General features: G+C 49.2%; 25 protein-coding genes. 1 reads left to right on the forward strand and 24 read right to left on the reverse strand.

Going from position 1 to position 22,378, the window contains the following annotated elements; genetic code table 11:
* Positions 1–3: 3 nt before the first annotated feature.
* A complete protein-coding gene (locus tag QZT18_RS16710; protein WP_294149547.1) occupies positions 4–846 on the forward strand; it encodes a YitT family protein in 843 nt (280 codons plus the stop codon).
* A gap of 39 nt (positions 847–885) precedes the next feature.
* Here QZT18_RS16710 and QZT18_RS16715 read toward each other — a convergent pair whose 3' ends face one another.
* From QZT18_RS16715 to QZT18_RS16830, 24 genes are all read right to left on the reverse strand, one after another.
* Positions 886–1,227: a hypothetical protein gene (locus QZT18_RS16715; protein WP_227030133.1), complete on the reverse strand. Its 342-nt coding sequence runs from the start codon at positions 1,225–1,227 to the stop codon at positions 886–888.
* 21 nt (positions 1,228–1,248) lie between these two features.
* Positions 1,249–2,496 carry a winged helix DNA-binding domain-containing protein gene (locus QZT18_RS16720; protein WP_294149552.1) on the reverse strand — a complete coding sequence of 416 codons (1,248 nt, stop codon included), beginning with the start codon at positions 2,494–2,496 and terminating at the stop codon, positions 1,249–1,251.
* A gap of 175 nt (positions 2,497–2,671) precedes the next feature.
* Complete coding sequence (locus tag QZT18_RS16725; RefSeq protein ID WP_294149559.1) at positions 2,672–4,717, reverse strand: C40 family peptidase; 2,046 nt, start codon at positions 4,715–4,717, stop codon at positions 2,672–2,674.
* Positions 4,718–4,868: 151 nt separating this feature from the next.
* Positions 4,869–5,516: an AAA family ATPase gene (locus tag QZT18_RS16730; protein ID WP_294149561.1), complete on the reverse strand. Its 648-nt coding sequence runs from the start codon at positions 5,514–5,516 to the stop codon at positions 4,869–4,871.
* A gap of 153 nt (positions 5,517–5,669) precedes the next feature.
* A complete protein-coding gene (locus QZT18_RS16735; RefSeq protein ID WP_294149564.1) occupies positions 5,670–6,587 on the reverse strand; it encodes an RluA family pseudouridine synthase in 918 nt (305 codons plus the stop codon).
* Between the two features lie 47 nt (positions 6,588–6,634).
* Positions 6,635–7,147, reverse strand: coding sequence for a signal peptidase II (gene lspA / locus QZT18_RS16740; protein WP_294149565.1), 513 nt, complete (start codon positions 7,145–7,147; stop codon positions 6,635–6,637).
* Positions 7,140–8,273: a 3-dehydroquinate synthase gene (aroB, locus tag QZT18_RS16745; RefSeq protein ID WP_294149567.1), complete on the reverse strand. Its 1,134-nt coding sequence runs from the start codon at positions 8,271–8,273 to the stop codon at positions 7,140–7,142. The genes lspA and aroB overlap by 8 nt, the downstream gene beginning before the upstream one ends.
* Positions 8,274–8,286: 13 nt before the next feature.
* Positions 8,287–9,042 carry an RNA-binding protein gene (locus QZT18_RS16750; protein WP_294149569.1) on the reverse strand — a complete coding sequence of 252 codons (756 nt, stop codon included), beginning with the start codon at positions 9,040–9,042 and terminating at the stop codon, positions 8,287–8,289.
* Between the two features lie 8 nt (positions 9,043–9,050).
* On the reverse strand, positions 9,051–9,557 hold the full coding sequence (locus QZT18_RS16755) for a cell division protein SepF (RefSeq protein ID WP_294149571.1): 507 nt from the start codon (positions 9,555–9,557) through the stop codon (positions 9,051–9,053).
* Positions 9,554–10,258 (reverse strand): YggS family pyridoxal phosphate-dependent enzyme, encoded by a 705-nt coding sequence (locus QZT18_RS16760; protein WP_294149572.1) that lies wholly within the window; start codon positions 10,256–10,258, stop codon positions 9,554–9,556. Before QZT18_RS16760 ends, QZT18_RS16755 begins: the two co-directional genes overlap by 4 nt.
* Before the next feature lie 81 nt (positions 10,259–10,339).
* Positions 10,340–11,743 (reverse strand): HlyD family efflux transporter periplasmic adaptor subunit, encoded by a 1,404-nt coding sequence (locus tag QZT18_RS16765; protein ID WP_294149573.1) that lies wholly within the window; start codon positions 11,741–11,743, stop codon positions 10,340–10,342.
* 113 nt (positions 11,744–11,856) lie between these two features.
* Entirely contained in the window at positions 11,857–12,276 is a 420-nt protein-coding gene (locus QZT18_RS16770; RefSeq protein WP_294149575.1) for a twitching motility protein PilT, read from the reverse strand.
* Between the two features lie 92 nt (positions 12,277–12,368).
* Positions 12,369–13,337, reverse strand: a complete 969-nt coding sequence (locus QZT18_RS16775; RefSeq protein WP_294149577.1) for a D-alanyl-D-alanine carboxypeptidase family protein — start codon at positions 13,335–13,337, stop codon at positions 12,369–12,371.
* Between the two features lie 10 nt (positions 13,338–13,347).
* The gene (gene mgsA / locus QZT18_RS16780) at positions 13,348–13,743 is read right to left on the reverse strand and encodes a methylglyoxal synthase (protein WP_125140369.1); all 396 of its coding nucleotides are present in this window, start codon (positions 13,741–13,743) and stop codon (positions 13,348–13,350) included.
* Between the two features lie 74 nt (positions 13,744–13,817).
* Positions 13,818–14,942 carry an FtsW/RodA/SpoVE family cell cycle protein gene (locus tag QZT18_RS16785; protein ID WP_294149579.1) on the reverse strand — a complete coding sequence of 375 codons (1,125 nt, stop codon included), beginning with the start codon at positions 14,940–14,942 and terminating at the stop codon, positions 13,818–13,820.
* Complete coding sequence (gene minE, locus QZT18_RS16790; protein ID WP_125140371.1) at positions 14,939–15,226, reverse strand: cell division topological specificity factor MinE; 288 nt, start codon at positions 15,224–15,226, stop codon at positions 14,939–14,941. The genes QZT18_RS16785 and minE overlap by 4 nt, the downstream gene beginning before the upstream one ends.
* Before the next feature lie 12 nt (positions 15,227–15,238).
* Complete coding sequence (minD, locus tag QZT18_RS16795; protein WP_294149580.1) at positions 15,239–16,030, reverse strand: septum site-determining protein MinD; 792 nt, start codon at positions 16,028–16,030, stop codon at positions 15,239–15,241.
* Positions 16,031–16,095: 65 nt separating this feature from the next.
* Positions 16,096–16,719: a septum site-determining protein MinC gene (locus QZT18_RS16800; RefSeq protein WP_366925908.1), complete on the reverse strand. Its 624-nt coding sequence runs from the start codon at positions 16,717–16,719 to the stop codon at positions 16,096–16,098.
* Between the two features lie 53 nt (positions 16,720–16,772).
* The gene (locus QZT18_RS16805; RefSeq protein WP_294149583.1) at positions 16,773–19,646 is read right to left on the reverse strand and encodes a penicillin-binding transpeptidase domain-containing protein; all 2,874 of its coding nucleotides are present in this window, start codon (positions 19,644–19,646) and stop codon (positions 16,773–16,775) included.
* Positions 19,639–20,157, reverse strand: a complete 519-nt coding sequence (mreD, locus tag QZT18_RS16810; protein ID WP_227030119.1) for a rod shape-determining protein MreD — start codon at positions 20,155–20,157, stop codon at positions 19,639–19,641. Before mreD ends, QZT18_RS16805 begins: the two co-directional genes overlap by 8 nt.
* Complete coding sequence (gene mreC / locus QZT18_RS16815; protein WP_294149586.1) at positions 20,138–20,986, reverse strand: rod shape-determining protein MreC; 849 nt, start codon at positions 20,984–20,986, stop codon at positions 20,138–20,140. Before mreC ends, mreD begins: the two co-directional genes overlap by 20 nt.
* Before the next feature lie 2 nt (positions 20,987–20,988).
* The gene (radC, locus tag QZT18_RS16820) at positions 20,989–21,681 is read right to left on the reverse strand and encodes a DNA repair protein RadC (protein WP_227030117.1); all 693 of its coding nucleotides are present in this window, start codon (positions 21,679–21,681) and stop codon (positions 20,989–20,991) included.
* Between the two features lie 117 nt (positions 21,682–21,798).
* Positions 21,799–22,053 carry a DUF4321 domain-containing protein gene (locus QZT18_RS16825; RefSeq protein WP_125140378.1) on the reverse strand — a complete coding sequence of 85 codons (255 nt, stop codon included), beginning with the start codon at positions 22,051–22,053 and terminating at the stop codon, positions 21,799–21,801.
* 135 nt (positions 22,054–22,188) lie between these two features.
* The coding region (locus QZT18_RS16830) for a hypothetical protein (protein WP_294149589.1) at positions 22,189–22,378 on the reverse strand (190 nt) is incomplete at its 5' end.

The raw sequence follows: 22,378 nt of genomic DNA on the forward strand, positions 1-22,378 counted from the left end.
ATCATGAAAAAATGGGGGGCGGTCAAAGAGTTTGCGGTGATTACTTTTGCGACCATCATTGTGTCTTCGGCTGTGTTTTTCTTTCTGATTCCGAGTCATGTATCGGTCGGCAGTATCTCCGGTCTGGCCATCGTTCTGGGGAACTTTGTGCCTTTAAAGATTTCTGCAATTACCTTTATCCTGAACATCTTTCTGCTGATACTGGGGTTTCTGTTTATCGGCAGGGAATTCGGCGCCAAAACGGTTTACACCTCTTTTCTGGTCCCCGTTGTCCTGGCCGTGCTGGAAATTATTTTTCCGGATAACCAGTCCATTACCAACGACGCATTTTTAGATATGCTCTGCTATATCTTTACCGTGAGCATCGGCCTGGCCATGCTGTTCAACCGCAATGCGTCATCCGGCGGTCTCGATATAGTGGCAAAGTTCCTGAATAAATATATGCATATGGATTTGGGCAAGGCCATGTCGCTTTCCGGCATGTGCGTGGCGCTCTCTTCCGCTCTCGTTTATGATAAAAAGATTGTAGTTTTAAGCATCCTGGGCACCTACTTAAACGGAATCGTGCTGGATCATTTTATATTCGGCTTCAATATCAAAAAGCGGGTCTGCATTATCTCCGAACATGAGGAGGAAATCAGGGAATTTATCCTTCATCACCTCCACAGCGGAGCGACGATTTATGAGGCGATCGGCGCATACGACGGCCGTCCGCGCAGAGAAATCATCACAATCGTGGATAAGAACGAGTATGCCATGCTGATGACCTATATACTGAAGACGGATAAGAATGCATTTGTAACGGTTTATGCCGTCAATGAGGTAATTTACCGGCCTAAACGGTAAATATATGGCAACGGAGGAGGCATAAACACCCTCCTCTTTTTAATGCCAGCGGTATCCGCAGTCCGGATTCAGGCACTCATATCTTCCGATCAGCAGGGGATTCAGCTCGTGAGGAACTCCCGCTATCGCCGCCGCTATAAGATTTCCCCGCACCATCAGTTCATCCGTTGTCAGCCGCCTGATATCCCGGCAGCCGCACTTCGGACAGCCGGGATACCTGCCGTCATTGTCACGCTCATAAACCGGGACAAAGGAATTGATTTCAAATTCTGCCCCGGCATCTTCGTAGAAAGCTCCGCAGGCGCTGCATTTTTTCATCTCGGCTTGATTGACCGTCTCAATCCCATATTCTTCACATCCGCAATAGGGACACTGTTTCATCGAATTCCCTCCTCTTCCCGATTACAAAATTTCCAGATCCAGATTTGTAAGCTCCTGTCCCCGGAAGGCGGCATAGGCCCCGGCCAGGCCGGAAAGCTTCTGCCTGTCTTGAAAATCCCGCCATAAAGAGATTTTCATCTCCAACCCCTTACTTTTCTTTTTCCCCGTAAAGATTCCGATTACTTCTCCACGGTACACAACGGCTCCGGGATTTGTCACGGGTTTCCATATCCGGCTGTGCAGCGTCTTATCCGGCTGCAGAATCTGTCTGTCACGCTGATCCAGGTAGGGATCGTGCCCTCCGAGGAGGAGAAGCTCCCTTTGAAGAGGGACGGGGGAAAGGAATTCCTCCCTGTCGGAGGAAAGAATAAACGCTTTTTTACCGGATACCGTGACCGTCTCCATCTCATCCGAGACGGTATTCCACATGCGGCGCGCCTGATTCCCGGAACAGCCGAGCCAGACTGCGAACATGTTGGCCGTGGCCGGTCCGTAGCAGTGCAGAAATTTGCGCACCAGTTTCCCGGCGGCCCCGTTTGAAGCGCCGTTTTCACCGGTGCCGTTTTCCACGGCCGCTTCCGTTTTGCCAAGCCAGTTAATGCGGGAGGTAAAGGTCGGGCTGGTTCCGTCCCGTTCCCCGAACACGACCAGGCCTTCAAAAGCGCATGGCCGGAGTAAAAAAGATACAACGGCCCCGCCGACGGTCTGCCTGTCCGGATCCCCGTACATGGACGGCCGGTTCCAGAGAACGCGTTTTTCACCGGGCAGATAGGGAGCCATCCAACCGGCGAGTGTCTGATCCAAATCACTTTTACTGGTAATAACGTTGCCGTCCAACCGGGAAATCACCCGTTTGAGGAGCAGAAACAGCTCCTCAAAATCCATCTGGAGAAAGTCGAGCGCCGCAGAGATTCCCCGGGTATAAATCCACGGCTCATCCTCTTTTGCCGTAAGCGCGGTGAGAAACGCATCCCATTCGGAGGCGGGGAACACAACGGGAGCACCCCGGAGGCTCCATGCCTGAAGCAGAGTTTTTTTTCTGTATAAAAGTTCTTCCATATCCGCCAGGCTGAAATACGGAATGCGGTTAAAAAGAGCGGTTTCCCATGCTCCCGGCGGGGAGTTCTGCAGTCCGCATGCTCCTGCAATATCGAATAGATCCGATTTCCCGTATTCCCTGTCCAAATGGTGGGAATGCAGCCGGAACATCCGAATCTGCGTTACATCCGGTTCCTTTATATAATTCATGCGGCAGTTCGTTTTTTCCATAAGTAATACTCTCCATATTCTGGGTGATGTGACTTACACTGACTTTAACTATACCATATTTTTGCCGGAAACGACAGGGTCCACAGACGGCTGCCGGAAAATATCCGGCCTCATTCTGTGGACCCTGTCTTATGGGAATTCTTTATATTCCCTGTATTCTTTGTATGAATCAGCGTCAATCCAGCAGCGCCCTGTAATACGGCCATCTGGCATCCACGATGCTGACCGTGACGTTGCTCACGCTGCCGCCTGTTTCGTGTATGCAGACCATCTGGCCTCCGGGTGCCCAGGCGAGGAACATCATGACATGGGAATTGGCTCCCAGCCTTACGATGATGTCGCCCGGCTGAAGTTCCGAGCGGCTGATGCCTCTTCCCGCATGGATCAGGCCGCTGGTGCCCAGGTTCGTGGGAACCTTTCCGAGGGAAGACCAGTAAACCCAGTTTACCCAGCCGGAACAGTCGAGTCCGGATATGATGCGGCCCTTTCTGTCCGGGGATGTGATGTTTGCAAAATTATTGCCCTCATAGCCGGGGGCATGTGCTTTGCCGCCGTAGTAATAAGGGATTTTCCCGACGGAGTGCAGGGCATATGTAATCACCGCTTTCCTCTCACGGGAGACATCCGCCGGAAGCAGCTTCAGGTAATCGTTGATCTCACTGAAGGTAAGCGGTTTTCCAAGGGCCAGTTCAATCGGGGACAGCTCGTATTCAAGGGACCAGTCCTGGCTGTATAACGTATCGACATAGGCCTTGTTGTAGAGAGACCATCCCGGCCAGGTATCGGTTGCCGCTGCGCCTCTCTTATCGATGGTATAGAGGTTTTTGCGTTCCGACAAGCCTACGATGCGGGCGGTAACCGTCAAATCCACATGTCCGGGACAGAATTTCCCCTCGCTGTTGAGCTGGATTTCAGGCGCCGCCGTCAGTGATGCCTCGGAGGCATTTGCACCGCCCTCTCCTGCTGCGGCAGTCCCGTCCGCCGGACTAGACAGTTCCGAAGGCGAGGCCTCCGCTCCCTGGGACGCCGTCTGTGAGGCATCGGCAGACTGAGCGGAAGCTTGTGCAGTCTGTGCAGGAACCGTCTCCTGTGAAACCTGGCCCGCCGTCTCTGCCGTAACGCCTGCAGCATTCCCCGCAGAGATGCCCAAAGCCCCATTTTGGCCTTCTGACGATACGGAGGAAGGAATTCCTGCCTGTTCCCCCTGCGGAGCCTCCGACGGTGCAGATGAGGCCTCCTGCGAGCCTGCTGCGCCGTTTAAAGCCTCCGTGCTGCCGCCGTCGGCGCCGGTCTCTTCCTTTGTGTCGGCCTCATGCGGATCGACACAGCCGTCACAGTAATAGACCGGTCCGATGGCCACGCTGTACGCGTGGGATAACTGCCATAATTCATCAATATAATTCTGGAAGTTATCCACATCGTCCCATCCGGTGTACCAGGTGTATACGCTGGCCATCGACGCTATCTCCTGTGAATTGGAATAGAGATCGATCCGTCTGCCGTCACCGTCGAAGAAATTAAAATTGACATTTTTCCAGGATGGGATCAGCCATGTCGCGGCATTGGCCGGATCGTGTTTTTCGTTGGTCGGGTCATACTTACCGGTTACGGATGCCTGGGACAGCCGGAGCATCTTTGCCGCCTGTTCCGGAGAGGCCTGGAGCCATTTATAAAGGCCGGAGGTCCACTCGGCGTCTTTCCGGTTTAAATATTCATACATGCGGCCTCCATAGGAATCGGAAGCCCGTGTGTTAAAGGACAGTCTGAAAAAGTCATAAAATGGTTTCAGGTTATGTTTCAGAAGACGGAACACCCGCTCGCGTTCCGAGGCCGTCTCATCTTCCGGTGAAAGCTCCTGTTCCTCCGGATAGAGAGCCATCAGATTGTATTTAAATACGGATGGGGAATAATCCTCCTCCCTGCCGGAGTTCATTCCGGAAAAAGCGGCGGCCGATCGGCCTGCGAACCGGTTCATGGCATCCATGAGCCTGACCGGCAGCGATTTTTCGTCAAAACCTGTATCAGGATTACATGCCTCTACATTAAACGGTTCCGTTTCCGGATGAAGCGCCGTGGTATCCTCCGGCGTACCTGCCTGGGTTATGACCTGAGGCGGCGCCAGGGAAGGGGAGGGCGTATAGGTCCCTGCTATGGAGATAAGCAGGAAACCTGATGCAGTCATGACTAAAATCCTCATGATAAGGGGATGAAACTTTCTCATTGGGGCTGCTCTTTTCTATCGTTTATCGTTTGTCACGTAAAGAATTCTTAAAACAAGAACGGGTTGATTCATAGGACGTAATTTTCCATGAATCAAAAAAGACCAATATACCTGTCTAAAATAAACAGGCATACCGGTCTAATTATATCAGTTACTTATAATTCTTTGTTTTAAGAAATTCTTGTTTCTTTTTGGCGAATTCCTTAATAATATCAACTGCTCCGTCATAGCCTACGGTGCTGCTGTTGAGGCACATATCGTAGCTCTTGCAGCTTCCCCAGCGTTTGCTGGAATAATAGTTGTAATAGCTGGCTCTCCGCTTGTCTGTTTTGATCATGATATCTTTTGCTTTTGCTTCATCCACATTGTGGCGTTCCATCAGGTGGTGAATCTTATCATCCTCATTGCCGCAGATGAAAACGCTGACCATGTTCGGATATTCGGCAAGGGCATAATCGGCACAGCGGCCTACGATTACGCAGGATTCCTCTTCGGCCAGTTTCTTAATCGTGTCGAACTGTGCCAGGAAAATCTTGTGGTTAATCGGCATATCCATATAAGCCGAGGTGTTGTATCCCAGAGAATATGTATCCATTACGAGCGAATAAAGAAAGCTGCTCGTCGGTTTTTCATCATGAGTCTTAAACAGTTCTTCACATAAACCGCTGTTCTTTGCGGCGAGAGTTAAAAGCTCCTTGTCATAACATTTTACACCGAGATCTGCTGCCAGTTTCTGTCCTATCAGCCGTCCGGCACTGCCGCATTCACGACCGATTGTAATCACTAAATTACCCATCATCGACCTCACTCCTTTCAATTTGTAAAACTATTCTGCTTCTTAACTCTATTATAGCGCAAAAATTCTGAAAAGTCATTATTAATTTTGTGAATTTTGTATAGATTATAAAATCACTTTATGGTTCGTTCTAAATTTATATGCCGGCCGGAATTCTCAGGTCAGACGCCTGAGCTTTGTAAGCAGTTCCTCAAAATAATCGGGCAGAGGAGCCGAAAATTCCATATATTCGCCCGTGCGCGGATGAATAAATCCCAGGACGCCCGCATGCAGTGTCTGGCCGTTCAGATGGAAAGGCTGTTTGGCGGGCCCATACACCTGATCTCCCAGCAGCGGATGGCCGATGCTCGCCATGTGAACCCTGATTTGATGGGTGCGGCCCGTTTCCAGCCTGCACTCCACATAGGTATAACCGCGAAAACGTTCCAGCACGCGGTAGTGGGTGACCGCGTCCTTCCCGTTTTTACTGATGACGCTCATCTTCTTCCGGTCGGTCGGATGGCGGCCGATGGGAGCTTCCACCGTTCCCTCGTCATCCGGCAGATTGCCGAATACCACGGCATAATATTTCCTTGTGATCGAGTGTACCTTAAGCTGCTCCGCAATAGAATTGTGGGCTAAATCGTTTTTACAGGCAATGATTACGCCTGTTGTGTCCATATCAATCCGGTGGACGATACCGGGGCGCATGACTCCGTTAATTCCGGAAAGCTGATCCCGGCAGTGGTGCATCAGGCCGTTGACCAGTGTTCCCTCATAATGTCCGGCGGCCGGATGCACCACCATGCCCTTCGGCTTGTTAATCAGAATGACATCCTGATCTTCGTACAGAATGTCAAGGGGCATCTCCTGCGCCGTGATCTCCGCTTCCACCGCCTCGGGTACTTCAAAAGAAACCGTTTCACCGGCAGACACTTTATAGCTGCTTTTCACCGTCTTTCCGTTTACATCCACCAGCTCCGATTTGAGGAGCTTCTGGAGAAAGGAACGCGACTGCAGAGGGCAGCTTTCGGACAGAAACTTGTCGATGCGCACGCCGGAAAACTCTTCCGGAACAATGTATTCCTGTATCAAGCTCTTCTCTCCTTTTCCAGTTATTCCAGTTGTTTTAAGTTCCCGCCTTATTGATTCTTCTTCCTGAAAGAAAGAAATTCCAGCTCATCGTCGGAGTAGACGAAAAAGAAAAGAAGGATTAAAAGGCATGTCGAAATCACGACATAACAGTCCGCCACATTAAAAATCGGAAAATCGATCAGTTTAAAGTACAGGAAGTCCACTACATATCCGTTTGTGACGCGGTCGATCATGTTGCCGACTGCGCCGGACAGGAGCAGGAATAAACAGCTTGTGAAAGGGAGATATTTTTTCTCAGCCGGCATCCGGAACAGGAGCACAATGACAACCGCAATGACAACGGCGGCAATCAGGAAGAAAAATCCCTGTTTTCCCTGCATCATGCCAAAGGCGGCGCCCCGGTTTTCGGAATAATAGAGTTCAAAGACACCGTCCCAGATGACAAAGGGAGGCCTTCCCTTAAGCTTCAGGACCGCCATATATTTTGCCCACTGATCAAAGCCGATGCTGACAATCAGTCCGGCAAAGAAAAACAGGATCTGCCGCATTTTCTTATTCATGGCTCTCCTCCTGTGTCAGGATAAAGGCAAGCGCCTGCTCCATCTCACCGTCGGTCACGGTCCGGTCCACATAGGCGCAGCCCACGCTTTCCAGCAGGATGAACTTGATGACGCCGGACTCCATCTTTTTATCGTTTTTCGACGCCTCGATGACGGCTGAAGGCGTGAGGCCGGGGACGTGGTCCGGGATCCGGAATGTCTTAAGCGCCTCCCTGAAGCGGTTAATATCCTCTTTTGCGATCATTCCCCGGATTTCCGATAAATGCATGGCCGCAAGGGAACCGAGAGCCACGCACTCGCCATGGAGAAGTTCAAAATTTTTGAGCTTTTCAACGGCATGTCCCAGGGTGTGGCCGAAATTCAGGAGCATCCGGTCCCCTTTTTCCGTGGGATCGGTCTCCACCACTTCCCTCTTAATCAGGTTGCTCCCCACAACCGTCTCTCTCAGGGCGGAGAGAGCTTTCGCCTGGATTTCCCCGGCATGTTCAAGAAGCCAGTCGTAATAAGCCCGGTCCCTGATAAGCCCATGCTTAATCACCTCGCCCATTCCGGCGGCAAACTGGCAGTCCGGCAGGCTGAGCAGCGTACTTATATTGGTATACACCAGTCCAGGCATATGGAATGCGCCGACCATATTCTTGTATGAGTCGAAGTCCACCCCTGTTTTTCCTCCGATACTGCTGTCCACCTGGGAAAGCAGGGTCGTAGGAATCTGGATAAAGGAGATGCCGCGCAGATAGGTGGCCGCCGCAAAGCCGCAGAGATCGCCTACAACGCCCCCTCCGAGGGCCACCAGCATATCGCTCCTGTCGAAGCGCTCTTTAATCAGTTTTTCATACAGTTTCTGCACGGTGGCCAGATTCTTATGGGCCTCTCCGGCAGGAAAAACATAGGATGTCACAAGACGGCAGCAGGGCATTAAAAGCTCCCTCACTTCCTCCAGATAAAGCTCCGACACTGTAGAGTCGGTGACAATGCAGAGTTTTCTGGAAGCCACGTCAAGTTTCATAACCTCCCCGGGGAGGCCGGTAAAATCTTCCGTTATCACGATATCATAGACCGGTTTATCACTCAGATGTACGGTCAGGCGATCGGTATTTTTCTCTCGTATTGTTTTATCACTCATAAAAACTTACTCCTTATCTGTATTTTTCTGCGCTTACAAACAGGCGCCCTTTTTTCGTTTCATTTAAAGCGCCGGTATAGAGGAACTTTCCAAGGCCGCGCACCGACACGATTTCCCCGCCCTTTAACTGCTGTCCGGGTGAAATACACAGGCGGCCGTCGATGAAGACTTTTTCGCTCTCGATATACGGCAGAGCCTTGGAGCGCGATGTCTTGAACACAAGGGCCACTACGCTGTCCAGCCGCGGTGAGGCCACGCTCCCGCTTACGGTCTCAAAGCTTGGCGCCACCTCTTCCGCCTGGGTCACGGGACAACAGACGACGGGCGTGTGGCGGACCATCTTAAGCTCACCGGCCAGAAAACCGGCCATCTTCTCCATACAGAAAATAAAACAGCCGTTTTCATTCATCAGAATATCGCCAATGCAGCTTCTCTCGATGCCAAGGTTCATGATGGCGCCAAGATAATCTCTGTGGGTCAGGTCCTGGGAAAAGCGCGGGCTGGCCGGAACGGCTTTCAGTATACTGATAGGTAAATCGGCTGTTTCATCCTCGTAAGACGGCAGAAAACAAACAATTTTCCGTTCGGCACTCTCATAGCCTCCGTTCATCAGCCAGGTGACAGGGGGAAGCGTACGTTTCATGGAATGGAAAATTGTCTGTTCATTTAACGTCAGAAAATCGGTATATGACCGTATATCGCGCTGATAACAGTGTTCCGCCAGCTCCGATATACGTTTTTTCAGTAATTGTTCTTCTTTATCCAGCATAATAATAGTTAAAAGTGAAGGTTCATTCCGGAGATATTTAGGGAACCGTCGGCTAACAGTTCTGGAAAATCACCGGATAATTCTACAGTTTCTGGTGTGGCAATAAATATGTAATTGGAAATCTTCTGAAGGTTTCCGTTCATTGAATAAGTGGCTCCCGACGTGAAATCAATAATTCTCTGGGCCACTTCCATATGGATTCCCTCCATATTCAGCACGACTGCCTTGCCTGCCAGCAGATAATCGCAAATCTCCCTGGAATCCTCCATGGAGGTAGGTTTAATTAAGGACACTTCCATCCCCCTCCTCATAGGGACTACTTTGCTAGAGGAACGCGAAAGAAAACGGGGTTTCGGCTCCGGATCCTCATCGTAATCATAGTCGTCATCTTCTTTTTTATTAAATAACCGCTTTTTGGCAGGTTTTTCATCTTCATAGTCATCATCGATGAAGTAATCATCATCGTCTTCTTCTGTTAAACGCATTGTATCCATTAGTTTGTTCAGAATACTCATACTAAATTCTCTCCTATCTTTGTCCTGGCACCAAAGATCCCAGTACCGACTCTAATCATGGTTGCGCCCTCTTCCACTGCTGTCATGTAATCTCCGGTCATTCCCATCGAGAGCACAGCCATATTAACATTATCGACGTTTTTGCTTTTTATGTCAACATTTAATTGATATAATTTTTGAAAAATATCGCGATTTTCTTCAGAATTTTCAACAAATGGTGCAATTGTCATCAGTCCCTTGATATGGACATGGGAAAATTTGGAAATAATGAGAATTGCATCCATCACTTCCTCCATTTTGAATCCATATTTACTCTCTTCTTCCGCGACATTGACCTCCAGAAGGATATCGACGTCGATGTTCTTTTTAGCCGCTTCCTTTTCAATTTGTTCGGCCAGGTCCACGGAGTCCACGGAATGGATCAGGAATACCTTGTCGATAACCTGACGGACCTTGTTCTTCTGCAGATGGCCGATCATATGCCAGCGGATGTCCTCCGGCAGTACGGGGGCCTTCTGGAGAATCTCCTGTACTTTGTTTTCACCGAAGTCGCGGGCTCCGGCGTCATAGGCCTCCCGGAGCATCTCCACCGGCTTTGTTTTGCTGACCGCAATCAGGGTCACATCCTCGGAAGCTCTGCCGGATACACGGCAGGCAGAAACGATATTTTCTTTTACTTCATTTAAATTATCTTTTATCATAATGACACACCTTTCCGGAACCATGCCCCGCGTCCGATCCTGATGAAACCGCCGATGTAATGGCCTGCGGCCGTCCCGCCGCTACTGGTAGATAATCTGGCCTTCCGATACCGTGGATGCATTCAGCACAATATGATCATAGACGGAGAGACCATATTTTGTCCCTTTTTCAATAATATAGTATTCGCCGTTATTAACCAGTTCCGTGACCAGTTTAAAGACAGCGTATCCTTTGTTGATGTTGTACACGCCTTCCAGGGAGGCCACAGGGCCTAACTGGTAGCGCTCGCTGGAGTCCGGCTTGACAATGTAGTCACCGGCCGTGAATGGACTGGCGTCCCCTTTATCCACATAGTAATACTCCTCCGTGGAATTATAGATGGAGGCCGGGGTAAATACAATGGAAGGTTCCCCCGACTCGGAGTATACTTCTTTTAAAAATCCCGATTCCGACATCGTGGCGTCTCCGCCCTGAGTCAGGTAGTCCACCGGCACCGTAAAGAACTCTTTTGTTGTAACCGCCGACACGGGAATCTTGAGTCCTGTCGCTTCATCCGAGACGATCTCAAAGTCCATGAAACGATCAGAAGCAAACTGGATCATGAATTTGTCAAAATCCAGTTTTCCATAGGGATTTCCATCGCTCCCCGTTATCTGGCTGTAGGAACCGCGGAGTGTTAAATCGGTTCCGGACGGTTTAATCTGAAGCGTCTTCCGCTCCGCATAAGAGGCCTGGTCATCCTCGGTCAGAGGAAACACAACGGACCAGTTTTCCGACGTAATCAGCTTGTATACCGCCGTCCCGTTTTCGATCAGATCTCCTGCTTTCCCGGTGCCCCTTTTATAGAGGGAACGGTCAAAGGAAGTCTCTGAAATATCGGCAGGAGTCATATTCTCATAGGAATCAATTGCATAGGAGACAATTCCCGGCTGGTCCGCATAGACCTGCTGATAATTGATTCCCTTCTCCTTCAAAAGCTCGTCCATGCCGTCGAGGGCGTTAAAATTCATATACTCCGCCACCGAAGCCTGAAGCGAATATTTCTCATCGTAGACTGCGCCGAAACGCATGTCGCTGTATGAGAGGCAAAAAGAACTGAGCTGTTTCTTTAGCTCAGAAAGATTCTCATCGGACAGAGGAGCCGCGTTCGCCTGGTTCTCTTCCAGGAATTTGCCGAGCTGGCCCGTCTCGTCCAGGGAATAGACACGGGCGCCTGCTGCGGCCCTCTTGCCTTCCCTTATGTAATAGTTGACAAAGCCTGTCCTGTCGGCCTGTCTCACTGTCTCTTCCCTCAGAATAATGCCTGTATGGCTCTTATCATTTACAATGCTGCCTTCCACCACTTCGTAGAACTGTATCTTGTCCCGGCGGATATACGTGTAAACACTGAAAGAAAGATAAACGAATATCATGGCAAAAATGATCATGCCGACGTTTATGTTCAGTGGTTTTTTATAGCGAATAACTTTTTTGTTTTTAGCCATGACGAAATCCCGTTCTCCTTTCCTTAGTATTATAAGAGCAATTGTCAAAAAATTCAAGCAAAAGAAAGAGCGCTGCGGCCGCAGCACTCTTTCTTTCGTAGGTTATGTACCATTTATAAGGAAACAACTACATTTGGTCTTGCGCATTCAGGCAACATATCTGCATCCATGGAAATACTGAGAACAAATGTAACGTTATATTTTTCACTGATAGATTCCAGTTCTTTATAGGTCGCCTCAATGCTTTCACCTTCCAGGCAGGCCAGTTTGAGGAAGCTGTCTAAATACATCTGCTCCAGGTCGTGATCCTGGCAGATAATTCCACAAAGAAAACCAACAAAAGCTTCGCTGGAGTGAATCGGATATTCGTTTACATTGATAAGACGAACCTTGTTATTCAACTCATACATGTGTTTGGCACTTTTGTCAAGATAAACTATCGAACCCTTGGATTCCTTTACTGCTGTATTCGCCATGTCCAGTAAATACTTAGTCTTTCCTTTTCCCTTATTTCCCGCAATAATCTGAACCATAACAATCTCCTCCTTGGATTTTTATTTAAGTTGTATAAAAAGTCATTTAATCTATAAATAATTATAGTATAAATTCATAAAAAGCGCAATCACTAATTGACAATTTTAGAAATTATATTTGTCATATTATCATAGAGTGAAGGACGGCTGTCTGATTTAAGTACTACGGAAATATATTCTTTATCCTGGCTGTCGCCGGAAGCCATAACAAGGCAGTATCCGGCTGCCTGTGTCGTACCGGTTTTCCCTCCGAGAACCGTAACTCCGGCCGGTGTTTCGCGATCGCCTTTCTGATACCAGTTGCCGACGGTCCAGGTTTTTGAGACAGCCTCGCCTGCGCCGTTCTGGTAATTGGCCGTATAGGAATCGGTGGCTATAATCTGTCTGAAGAGCGGCTGTTTCATCGCTTCATTGAACATCAGATAGAGATCGTACGCTGTCGTGTAATGATTCTCATCCGTAAGACCGCTTGGATTCATAAAATGGGTCCCGGTGGCTCCCAGTTCCCTGGCCCGGGCGTTCATTCTTTCTGCAAATGCATCAATACTGCCATACATGTGTACGGCAATGGCGTTGGCGGCATCGTTTCCCGACGGCATCATCAGGCCGTAGAGAAGATCCTCCATTGTAATGACGTCTCCCGGCTTGATTCCGCAGAGAGAAGCGCCTGCCTCGGTAATAACCGCATCCTGGGTCACAGTCACCTGATCCGTAAGCGTCCCCTCTTCTATTGCGAGGATGGCCGTCATGATTTTGGTGGTGCTGGCCGGGTAAAGTTTTTCAAATACATTCTTGCTGTAGATAACGGAACTGTCACTTGTATTAAAGAGGGCTCCCGCCTCCGCCGTCATGGACGCGTCACCGTCCTGCACATCGCCTGTGACCACACAGAGGTTCTCTGCAAACAGAGGTGCCAGTTCGCTGCCGCCATGGGTGGACATCGACTGCGAACGCTCTTCAAATACATATGCTTCTTCTAGTCCGCTCTTTTTCCCGCAGCCTGAGACGGTAAACGCCGACGCTGCAAGTATAAGAGAAAACTGTATAATTATACGTTTCAATATCGCACCCCTATTTGTACATCTCACGCCATTCCATATCGCCGCGGTCCAGAGATTTGATAAGAAGCTCTGCTGTGGCGAGGTTGGTGGCCAGAGGAATATTGTGCATGTCACAGAGACGGATTACGATATTGGCATCCGGTTCATGTGATTTCGGCGCCAGAGGTTCTCTTAAAAAGATCACCAGATCGATCTCATTGTGTTCAATCTGTGCTCCGAGCTGTGAATCTCCTCCGAGATGTCCGGGAAGATATTTGTGGATGTTCAGATTGGTGACCTCCTCAATCAGCCTGCCCGTTGTGCCTGTAGCAGAGAGGGAATGTTTGGATAGTATCCCCTTATAAGCGATGCAGAAGTTCTGCATCAGTTTTTTCTTTGAATCATGTGCAATTAACCCTATATTCATCGACAACCTGCCTCCTTAATGATGTTATTGCTCACATCCCAGCCGTAAAACGGCAGTGCTGCGAACAGTAACATTTAATGATTGCTGCTTTTTCTTTGAAGTCCGATATTTAAGACAATACCCATACCGATAAACATGCTGAGAAGCGAACTGATACCGGAGCTGATAAACGGCAGCGGCAAGCCCGTATTCGGGAAGATTCCCGTGGCAACGGCTATATTGGCAAAACTCTGAAAAGCAAGCAGAGACGCCATACCGGTACAGATAAGTTTTCCTGCTGTATCCTTTGCACGGCTGGCAATGAAAATGCATTCATAGACCAGCAGAGCATAGATCAAAATTACGATAACGCAGCGGATAAAACCTAATTCCTCCCCGATTACCGCAAAAATGAAGTCTGTCTGTTCCTCAGAGAGGAAATTTCCATTTTTAACGGAACTTAAGGTGTTGTTAAACAACCCTTTTCCGTTAAGCTGTCCTGAACCGATGGCCATGATTGAATTGTCCTGCTGACGGTTCAAGTCGGCATACTGGCTGTCACTGTGGAATATCTTGGCCAGTATTCGTTTTGCCTGATATTTTTGCAGGAACGGCACCAGATCAAACAGCGCCAGATAGAGAGAAAGCGCCGTAAGCGGTATTCCCGCCGCCATAACTCCCAAAATCCACTTATAACTGAGTCCTGCGGCATATACAATGCAGACAAGCGTAAAGGCAATGACAATCGTAGTGGACAGGTTCGGCTGCATATAGACCAGTCCAAGAGGAATGGCGCACAGTAAGGCCGCTGTTCCAAGCACGGACGGCTTATTGATCCTTTCCTGGTTTTTTGCTAAAAACCAGGAAAGGATTACAATCAGGCCAATTTTGACAAACTCAGAAGGCTGAATCTGTATGCTTCCGATTTTCAGCCATCTGGTCGCTCCTTTTGTATTTTTCCCGAGTAAGTGTACCGCAACCAGCAGTCCGACACAGCCCAGATAAATCAGCGAGCTGAATTTGAAATACTTGTGGTAGTCAATCAGGGAGACGATCACGCACACAATCAGCGCGACCACCACTCCGACGATTTGCTTCATTACGGTTCCCCGGTCCATTCCGCTCGCGCTGCCTACAACCAGAACACCGAGTGTACTGAGAGCCAGCATATATAAAATTATGCGGAAGTTGTAATTTTTAAAATTGTAATCGAATATCATGCTGTAAATGGCCCCTTATTCTGTAAGTCGCGAATCGGTATGCTGGCATACAGCGCAGGTACTTTTCCCTTGTATTCATCAGACGCACTTCTGATGACGCATACGGTGAGATCGTTTGTATCCACTTCCATATACCTGGAGACAGCGTGTATAAAGTCGTTCCTTATCATCTCCAGCAGTTCCGGCGAGCAGCCTGCCCGATCAGAAACCAGCAACAGTTTTAGGCGCTGCCTTGCGATTTCGCCTGAATTCTTCCGGCCAAACAGCTCCACTAAATGCATCATACAGTCCCTCCCTTATGCCCGCTTCAGCAGACAGGTTATTCTGGACCATATATTCCGGCTGTTTTCCAGATTCATAAACGGCACCGATTCACCAAGTATTCTTTTGCATATGTTCAGATAAGCCTGTCCGGCATATCCGTTCATTCCCACAAGGGGCTCGCCCTGGTTGGTGGAAACGACGATGTCCTCATCATCCGGTACCGTGCCGATGACAGGGATGGAAAGGATATCCATCACATCATCCACCGACATCATGTCACCGCGGTGCACCATATCCATCCGTATCCTGTTGATGATCAGTTCAATACGTTTGGTGGCGTCTGCTTCAAGAAGACCGATAATGCGGTCTGCATCGCGGATGGCGGAAACCTCCGGGGTTGTGACGACAAGTGCTCTGTCTGCTCCGGCTACGGCGTTCTTAAAACCCTGTTCAATGCCGGCCGGGCAATCTAATAGTATGTAGTCAAAATCTTCTCTCAGGTACTCTACTAACTTTACCATCTGCGCCGGATTGACGGACGACTTGTCCCTCGTCTGCGCGGACGGCAGTAAAAACAGGTTAGGATATCTTTTGTCTCTAATAAGCGCCTGCTTCATGCGACAATTACCTTCCACTACGTCTACCAGATTATAAACAATCCGGTTCTCCAGTCCCATGACCACGTCCAGATTTCTGAGCCCGATATCTGTATCGATTAATACGACTCTCTTTCCGAGCATGGCAAGGCCGGTTCCGACATTCGCGGAAGTCGTTGTCTTGCCGACGCCTCCTTTTCCGGAAGTAACAACAATGACTTCACTCATTTGAACATCCTCCTGTATTCAGTTTACCCTTTTATTCTACTCTAAAATCAGAAATAATTCCACTATTAAATAAAATTTAAATAATTTAAAAAACTCTTCTTAATTGGCCGGACCACCAGGCCGTCCTCTTCTGCGGAAACAACCATAGGGCCTCTGCCCAGACGTTTTCCTTTCTCTTCCGCTCTGGTACTGAAATCACCGATGCGAAGCTGCACGGGCGCCAGGTCAAAGGCGACAATCACGGCGCCTCCGCCTGCGGCCCCTGCATGGACGGTGCCGTTCACCGCGCCGAGCACAATCACATTGCCCTTTGCGATAACGCGGGCTCCCTGTCCGACGTCGCCGATAATCACAATGCTGGCCTCCGACTCCAGGACATCGCCTCTGTGAAGGCTGCCCTTATAAAACTGGCCGGTCTGGGATGAAAGTTCCATCAGTCGCTCCGTCAGGGCCTTCTCACATCTGGCGATGCGGTTGGCATCGGTGTCCAGGATACAGAGAATATCAATCTGTGAATTGGCCGTGATGGCGTCCACAATCTGAAATTCCTCAGCAGGTGTAAGTGTACGTCCTTCCAGAGTCAGCGTCATCTGTATCGAACCCCAGAATCTGGAACTCTCCCTGAACTTTTTTCCGATGTCTTCAATCAGTTGTCCAAAGGGGACGTCAGGATTCAGTATTACTGTCATACCGGCCTTGCTTCCTTTGATCACTACTGAGCTTTGCATGAAACACTCACCTCTTAGTCTCCGTTGATTCTCTCGTTGGATGCGTCTAACGCTCCCGAGGTCATAATATCATCAAGTGTCGTATTCTTATAATAGTAGCGGTATACATGTTTTGCCGCCATGGCGGCGTTGGACGACGAATAGCCGTTTGGAATGTTGACGGTTACGGCGATTTCCGGATTCTCATAGGGAGCAAAGGAAACGAAGAATGCATGGTTTCCTCTCTTCTCGGTCTCCTGGGCCGTACCTGTTTTTCCTGCTATATGGACATCCAGGTTATTGAAAATACGTTTGGTACTGCTGTTTGCGATAACCTGTCTCATACCCTGCTGCACCGCATCCCATGTGGAAGGGGCGAATTCAAGCTGGGCGTGAACCGCCGGAGTGTAATCCTTCACCAGGTTGCCCTTGGAGTCGGTCTCCCTGTCGATCAGGCTTAAATCAAAAACAGTTCCTCTGTTGGCCAGGGCCGTCACATAGCGGGCGAGCTGGACATTGGTATAGTTGTGAGTACCCTGTCCCATTGCGGAACGCTCCGGGTCGGTGTTACTAATCTCAGGCTTCGCCTCGAAAATTTCAATTCCGGAAGGCTGATCCAGGCCGAACATCGTAGCATATTTCCGGATTACCTCCAGGCCTTTTTCGGGGTTGTAATTCCCTTCTTCATCGAGAGACAGCCTGTGGGCCAGATCCGAGAAAAAGTAGTTACAGGAATTCTCGATACCGCCGATAATATTTAACGGGCCGTGGAATCCCGGATACTTCCAGCATTTGATTGGATTGCTCACCTCTTCGTAAATACCGGTACAGTTAATGGTCTCGTCGATCCGGATGGCGCCCTCTTCCAGGCCGGCTATGGCCGTGATTGGTTTAAAGGTGGATCCCGGCGCCTTCAGCGTCTGAGTCGCGTTGTTTCTAAGCGGCAGAGACTGGTCCGAATTGAGCTGTGCAAAGTATTCCGGATCGGAAATCCGGTTGCTGTCGTAGCTTGGATACGTAACGAGGGCCATAACCTCTCCCGTGCGGACGTTGGTGACGACACAGCTCGCCGTACAGGGATCGAGAGCCAGCTGGGCCGGTGTAATCTCGATATTGCGTATCTTGTTCATCAGGAATTCAAAGGCATATTCATCTCCGCTGGAACGGAGACGGCTTACCTCCTCCTCATCATAGGCCAGCACATTCTGGGAATAGAGGGCAAGGCAGAGTTCTTTTCCCGTCACCACATTATTGTTGATCAGGTAGCGGTATATCTTTTTCGTGAACTCGCGGTCCTCCTCCAGGTTCTGGAACACGTAGTCCACCAGGGCGGAGAATACATCGTCGGCGTTGGAATACTTGCTGGTGATATTAAGCTTTGTCGTATCAATCCAGTTGCTGGCAATACCGTAGTAGAGGTAATCCCTCAAACTGATGGCGTTGTTCTTCCATGCCTGGTACTCCGCGCTCGTCGTGTCGATGGAATCCCTGAGGACAACACCCGCCTCGTCACTGGCGAGATAGGTGTAAATGTAAATCATGTACGCCTGCATCTCTTCCGATAAATCCCGCATCATTGCGGCATTTCCGGACATGAGTTCATTCTTGATGTCGCTCTCAACCCTGGCCCTGGCGTTCAGATATTTGGCATTGATCTGGCGCTCCACATCGGAGGCCTCCTCGGATGCGAACTGATCCAGGGACAGGACGTTGTTGTTGATTAACTGGAAATAGGCGTCTTTAATCGGCAGTTTGATATTGGAGGAGTCGGTGTAAACAATCTCACTTGCTTCCTGATTGACAATCGTCTTCAGAAGCACACCGGCAAGCTGCCGCTCCAGTATGTTGTAGATTGCCTTTTGTAAATCGAGATCCAGTGTCAGCCAGATATCATTGCCGGCCACGGGCTGGACTTCATCCGTAATCTTCAGTATTCTTCCCACATTGTCCACATAGGCGGTCTGGGAACCTTTCTTCCCCTTGAGCTCCAGCTCCATGGAGGACTCGATACCGGTTCTTCCGACGACATCGTTGAGCTCATAATCGTCGTTGACCTGTTTCAGTTCTTCCAGACGTTCCGTTGTAACTTTTCCGGTATAACCTACAATCGGAGCAAAATAAAGACTCTCGTTGTAGACGCGGATAGTGGATTCATCGATGTCGACGCCCGGCAGGATAGACGAGTGCTCCAATATGTCGGCTACCGTCTCATCGCTGATATTGGTGGCGATGGTGGTCGTCTCGTACTTCTGGAAAGCGGTAAAACGCATGGTGTACCGGATGTTAATCATCTGAAGGGCGATATCATCCGGAACCTCTATCGGGTCGCCGCTTCTGTCCTTCGTCTCTTCCAGCTTATACTTCTTCTTTAATTGGTCAAAAAGTTCTCCGGCCGTGACGTCTGCGGGTGCATCGCCATCCTTATCCGTCAGTTCATCCACGCTTTTAAGACCGTATAGATCTCTTAAAAACCGCTTTCTGGCTGCCTCTGTCTTTGTGGAATAGGCCACTTCTCCATCGTGGTCTATCATAAGTTCAAGGCTTCCCTGGGCGGTTTCACCGTGTTTGTTCAGAATCGTTACCAGTTCGTAGAGCATACTGTTCCAGTCGGCATCTTTCTTAAAGGCTCCGATATCCTGTATGGTAACGGAATACGCCAGCTCATTATAAGCCAGGACATTTCCGTTTCTGTCGTAAATATTGCCCCTTGTACTTGCTGTCTTTATTACTTTTTCTGCCAGGGCTATATAGGCATCCTGATACTCTTCTCCCTCGACGATCTGCAGCTTGAACAGCCTGCCGACCAACACGCAGAACATGATTAAAAAGACTGCGGACAGGGCGAAGAGACGGGAGGTAACCACTTTTTTTATCACTTCTTTTAAAAACTCTTTCAGGTCATCAAACAAGATTCTTGTCTCTCCTTTGCTCCCACGCCTTCAGTTTACGGTATATGAATAAGAAGAAACGGTAAACAATCAGGGTGGTTACGGTTGTAAAAATGATTTCCGGAATCATGATTTTTATAAAATAATGGCCGAAATTCAGCCTGTTTCTGATGAGAAAGCGGAAAATATAAATGTACATATTATATGCCAGATCATTGACGATACTGAGCACAAGAGGCAGGGTGATATAGTCCTCATAATAGTACTTCGTGCAGATCCCGTTCAGGTATCCCATGTTGATAAAAAACAGGGTGTAAAAACCAAACGGGCCGCTGTAAAAAAGATCCATAAAAAGCCCTGCTATCAGCCCGTAGAACATACCGGCTTCCTTACCCTCGATAAAACCGAAGATAAATACGGTGATCAGGAGCAGATTCGGCGCAGAGGACAGAAAGGCAATCTGCGGAAACACGCATATCTGGATCGTAAATGCCAGGATGAGAAGTATAATATTAATCAGTGCTTTTCGCATCTTCATCTCCCCCGTTTTTCAGTTGGGTGATTACCAGTACTTCCTGGAGGTTATCGAACTCCGCCACCGGGACAATATAGCCTGATTTTGTGACATTGTTGGCGTCTGTGGCCAGATCGGCGGCATATCCGATCAGAATTCCGGGAAGGAAAACATCACTGATATTGGAAGTGACAATCTTATCACCGTTCTGGATATCGTCGTCCTTTTTAATATGATCAAGGCCGAGACGGCCTTCCTGATACAGGGTCAGGTTTCCGGACACGTTACAGGTGGCGCCGGAGCGCATGGACATACCGCTCACATTGCTGTCGTCGTCGATAATCGCCCTGACGGTGGCGTAATTGGCTCCCACATCGGTGACAATACCGACTAAGCCGCCTCCGGCCATGACGTTCATATCCACCTTGATTCCGTCGGCGGAACCTTTATCGATCCTAAAAATCTGGAACCAGTTGCCGGAGTCCTTGGCAATGACGCGCGCGGCCACCTTCTCATACTGCATGTAGTCCTGATCAAGCTGGTAGAGCTCCCTCAGGCGTTCCAGTTCAAACTGTTCCGACTGCAGGCGGTTGTTCTCCTCCGTGAGCTGATCGATCCGCTGCGTAAGACGGGCGTTCTCAGCCTGGGCCTCCTTCAGGGAGGAATAGTCCCTGATATTATTGTAAAGACTTGTCCCCACCGTGTTCATACCGGATTGCAGAGGTACAAGAAAGTATCCGACGCCGGTCCGAAGCGGTGTAAGAAAACTGCTGTTTATGGACGTTACGGCAATCAGCAGGATACAAAAAGCAGACAGTCCTGCCAGGATATATTTGCTCTTCTTCATAGCTATATAATTCCCCGTTCTTTAAAACTGAAATAAGAATTATCTCCAATGATAATGTGATCCAGAAGCCGGATTCCGAGAAGCGCCCCCGCCTCCTTCACCTGCGCGGTCAGTTTCCTGTCTTCGCTGCTGGGAGTGGGGTCTCCGCTGGGATGGTTGTGAACCAGTATAATATGGACTGCATGGTGACGCAGCGCCTCTATAAACATCTCTCTGGGGGAAGCAACCGACATGTTGACAGTGCCCCGGAATATCAGTGAATCCTTAATCAGTACATTTTTCGTATTCAGCATCATCAGATGCAGTTCTTCCTGTTCCATATGGCGCATATCTTCCATATAAAAGCCGGAAATGGCGGACGGTTCTGTGAAAACGACCGCTTCTTCGGTGACCAGTGTCTTCCATATACGTCTGGACAGTTCACCGATACAAAGTAATTCGATTCCTTTGACCTTGCCGATTCCCCTGACAGCCATAAGCTCGGGGAGGGACAGGTGGAGAAGTCCCAGGATTCCGCCCGGATAATTGATATCCAGTATTCTCCTGGCCAGCTCGAGGGAAGTCTCCCCTCTGGCACCGGTTCTCAAAATAACAGCCAGTAATTCTGCATCGGTAAGGCCTTCCGGTCCCGATGCCAGGCACTTTTCATAAGGTCTGTCCGAATTGGGCAGTTCTTTCATCGTAAGTCTTTCCATATATCCTCCCAACCGTGCCTCTCCAAGTACAGTTTAGGATAACAGCAGCGAAAAGTACGCTCCGCGGACTTCCCATTGCCGGTCAACCGGAGGATCCGGTCTGCCGGATTTCCATAATCAGACCAGACGATATGTAATCACTGCAATAATCACGCCGACAATGCTTGCCATCGTGATTCTGATTGTCAGGCCGAACGTGATGACAAGAATCCCGAAATTAAGGACAACCGGTTCGGTCAGCCCGAATGTCTCACCGAAATTCAGCCATGTCAGCCACGGAATACCGGAAGCCAGATTCCCGATAAAACCGCCAAGCACAATGCCCGTCAGCAAAAACAACAGCAGGATCCAGAAGTTTTTTGCTCTGCTCATATCTGTTCGTTCTCTCCCTTATATCCCGGTTAGCAACTATTCACATAGATGGATAATTGAACCGATTCTTCTTATTGTAGCATAAACCGGCCTGCCTGTATACATTGGGATGACCAGTTTTTTATTAAAGATTTATTAATGGAATTGAAAAATTTTGGCGCGGAGGGGGTGGATGGACGGGGAGTGATAGGTGGTTGAGGGCTTCAGTCCGCGGGGAGATTGTTGTGAACGGGGAATACGGGCAGAAATGAATTCCTCCGGGAAACGCTTGCGCTCTTCGAAGTACATAACGGTACTAACCTCGAAAAAACCTCGGTAAGTGCCG

The organism is uncultured Clostridium sp. (assembly GCF_900547735.1).
In the GTDB taxonomy this organism is placed as follows: Bacteria; Bacillota; Clostridia; order Lachnospirales; family Lachnospiraceae; genus Otoolea.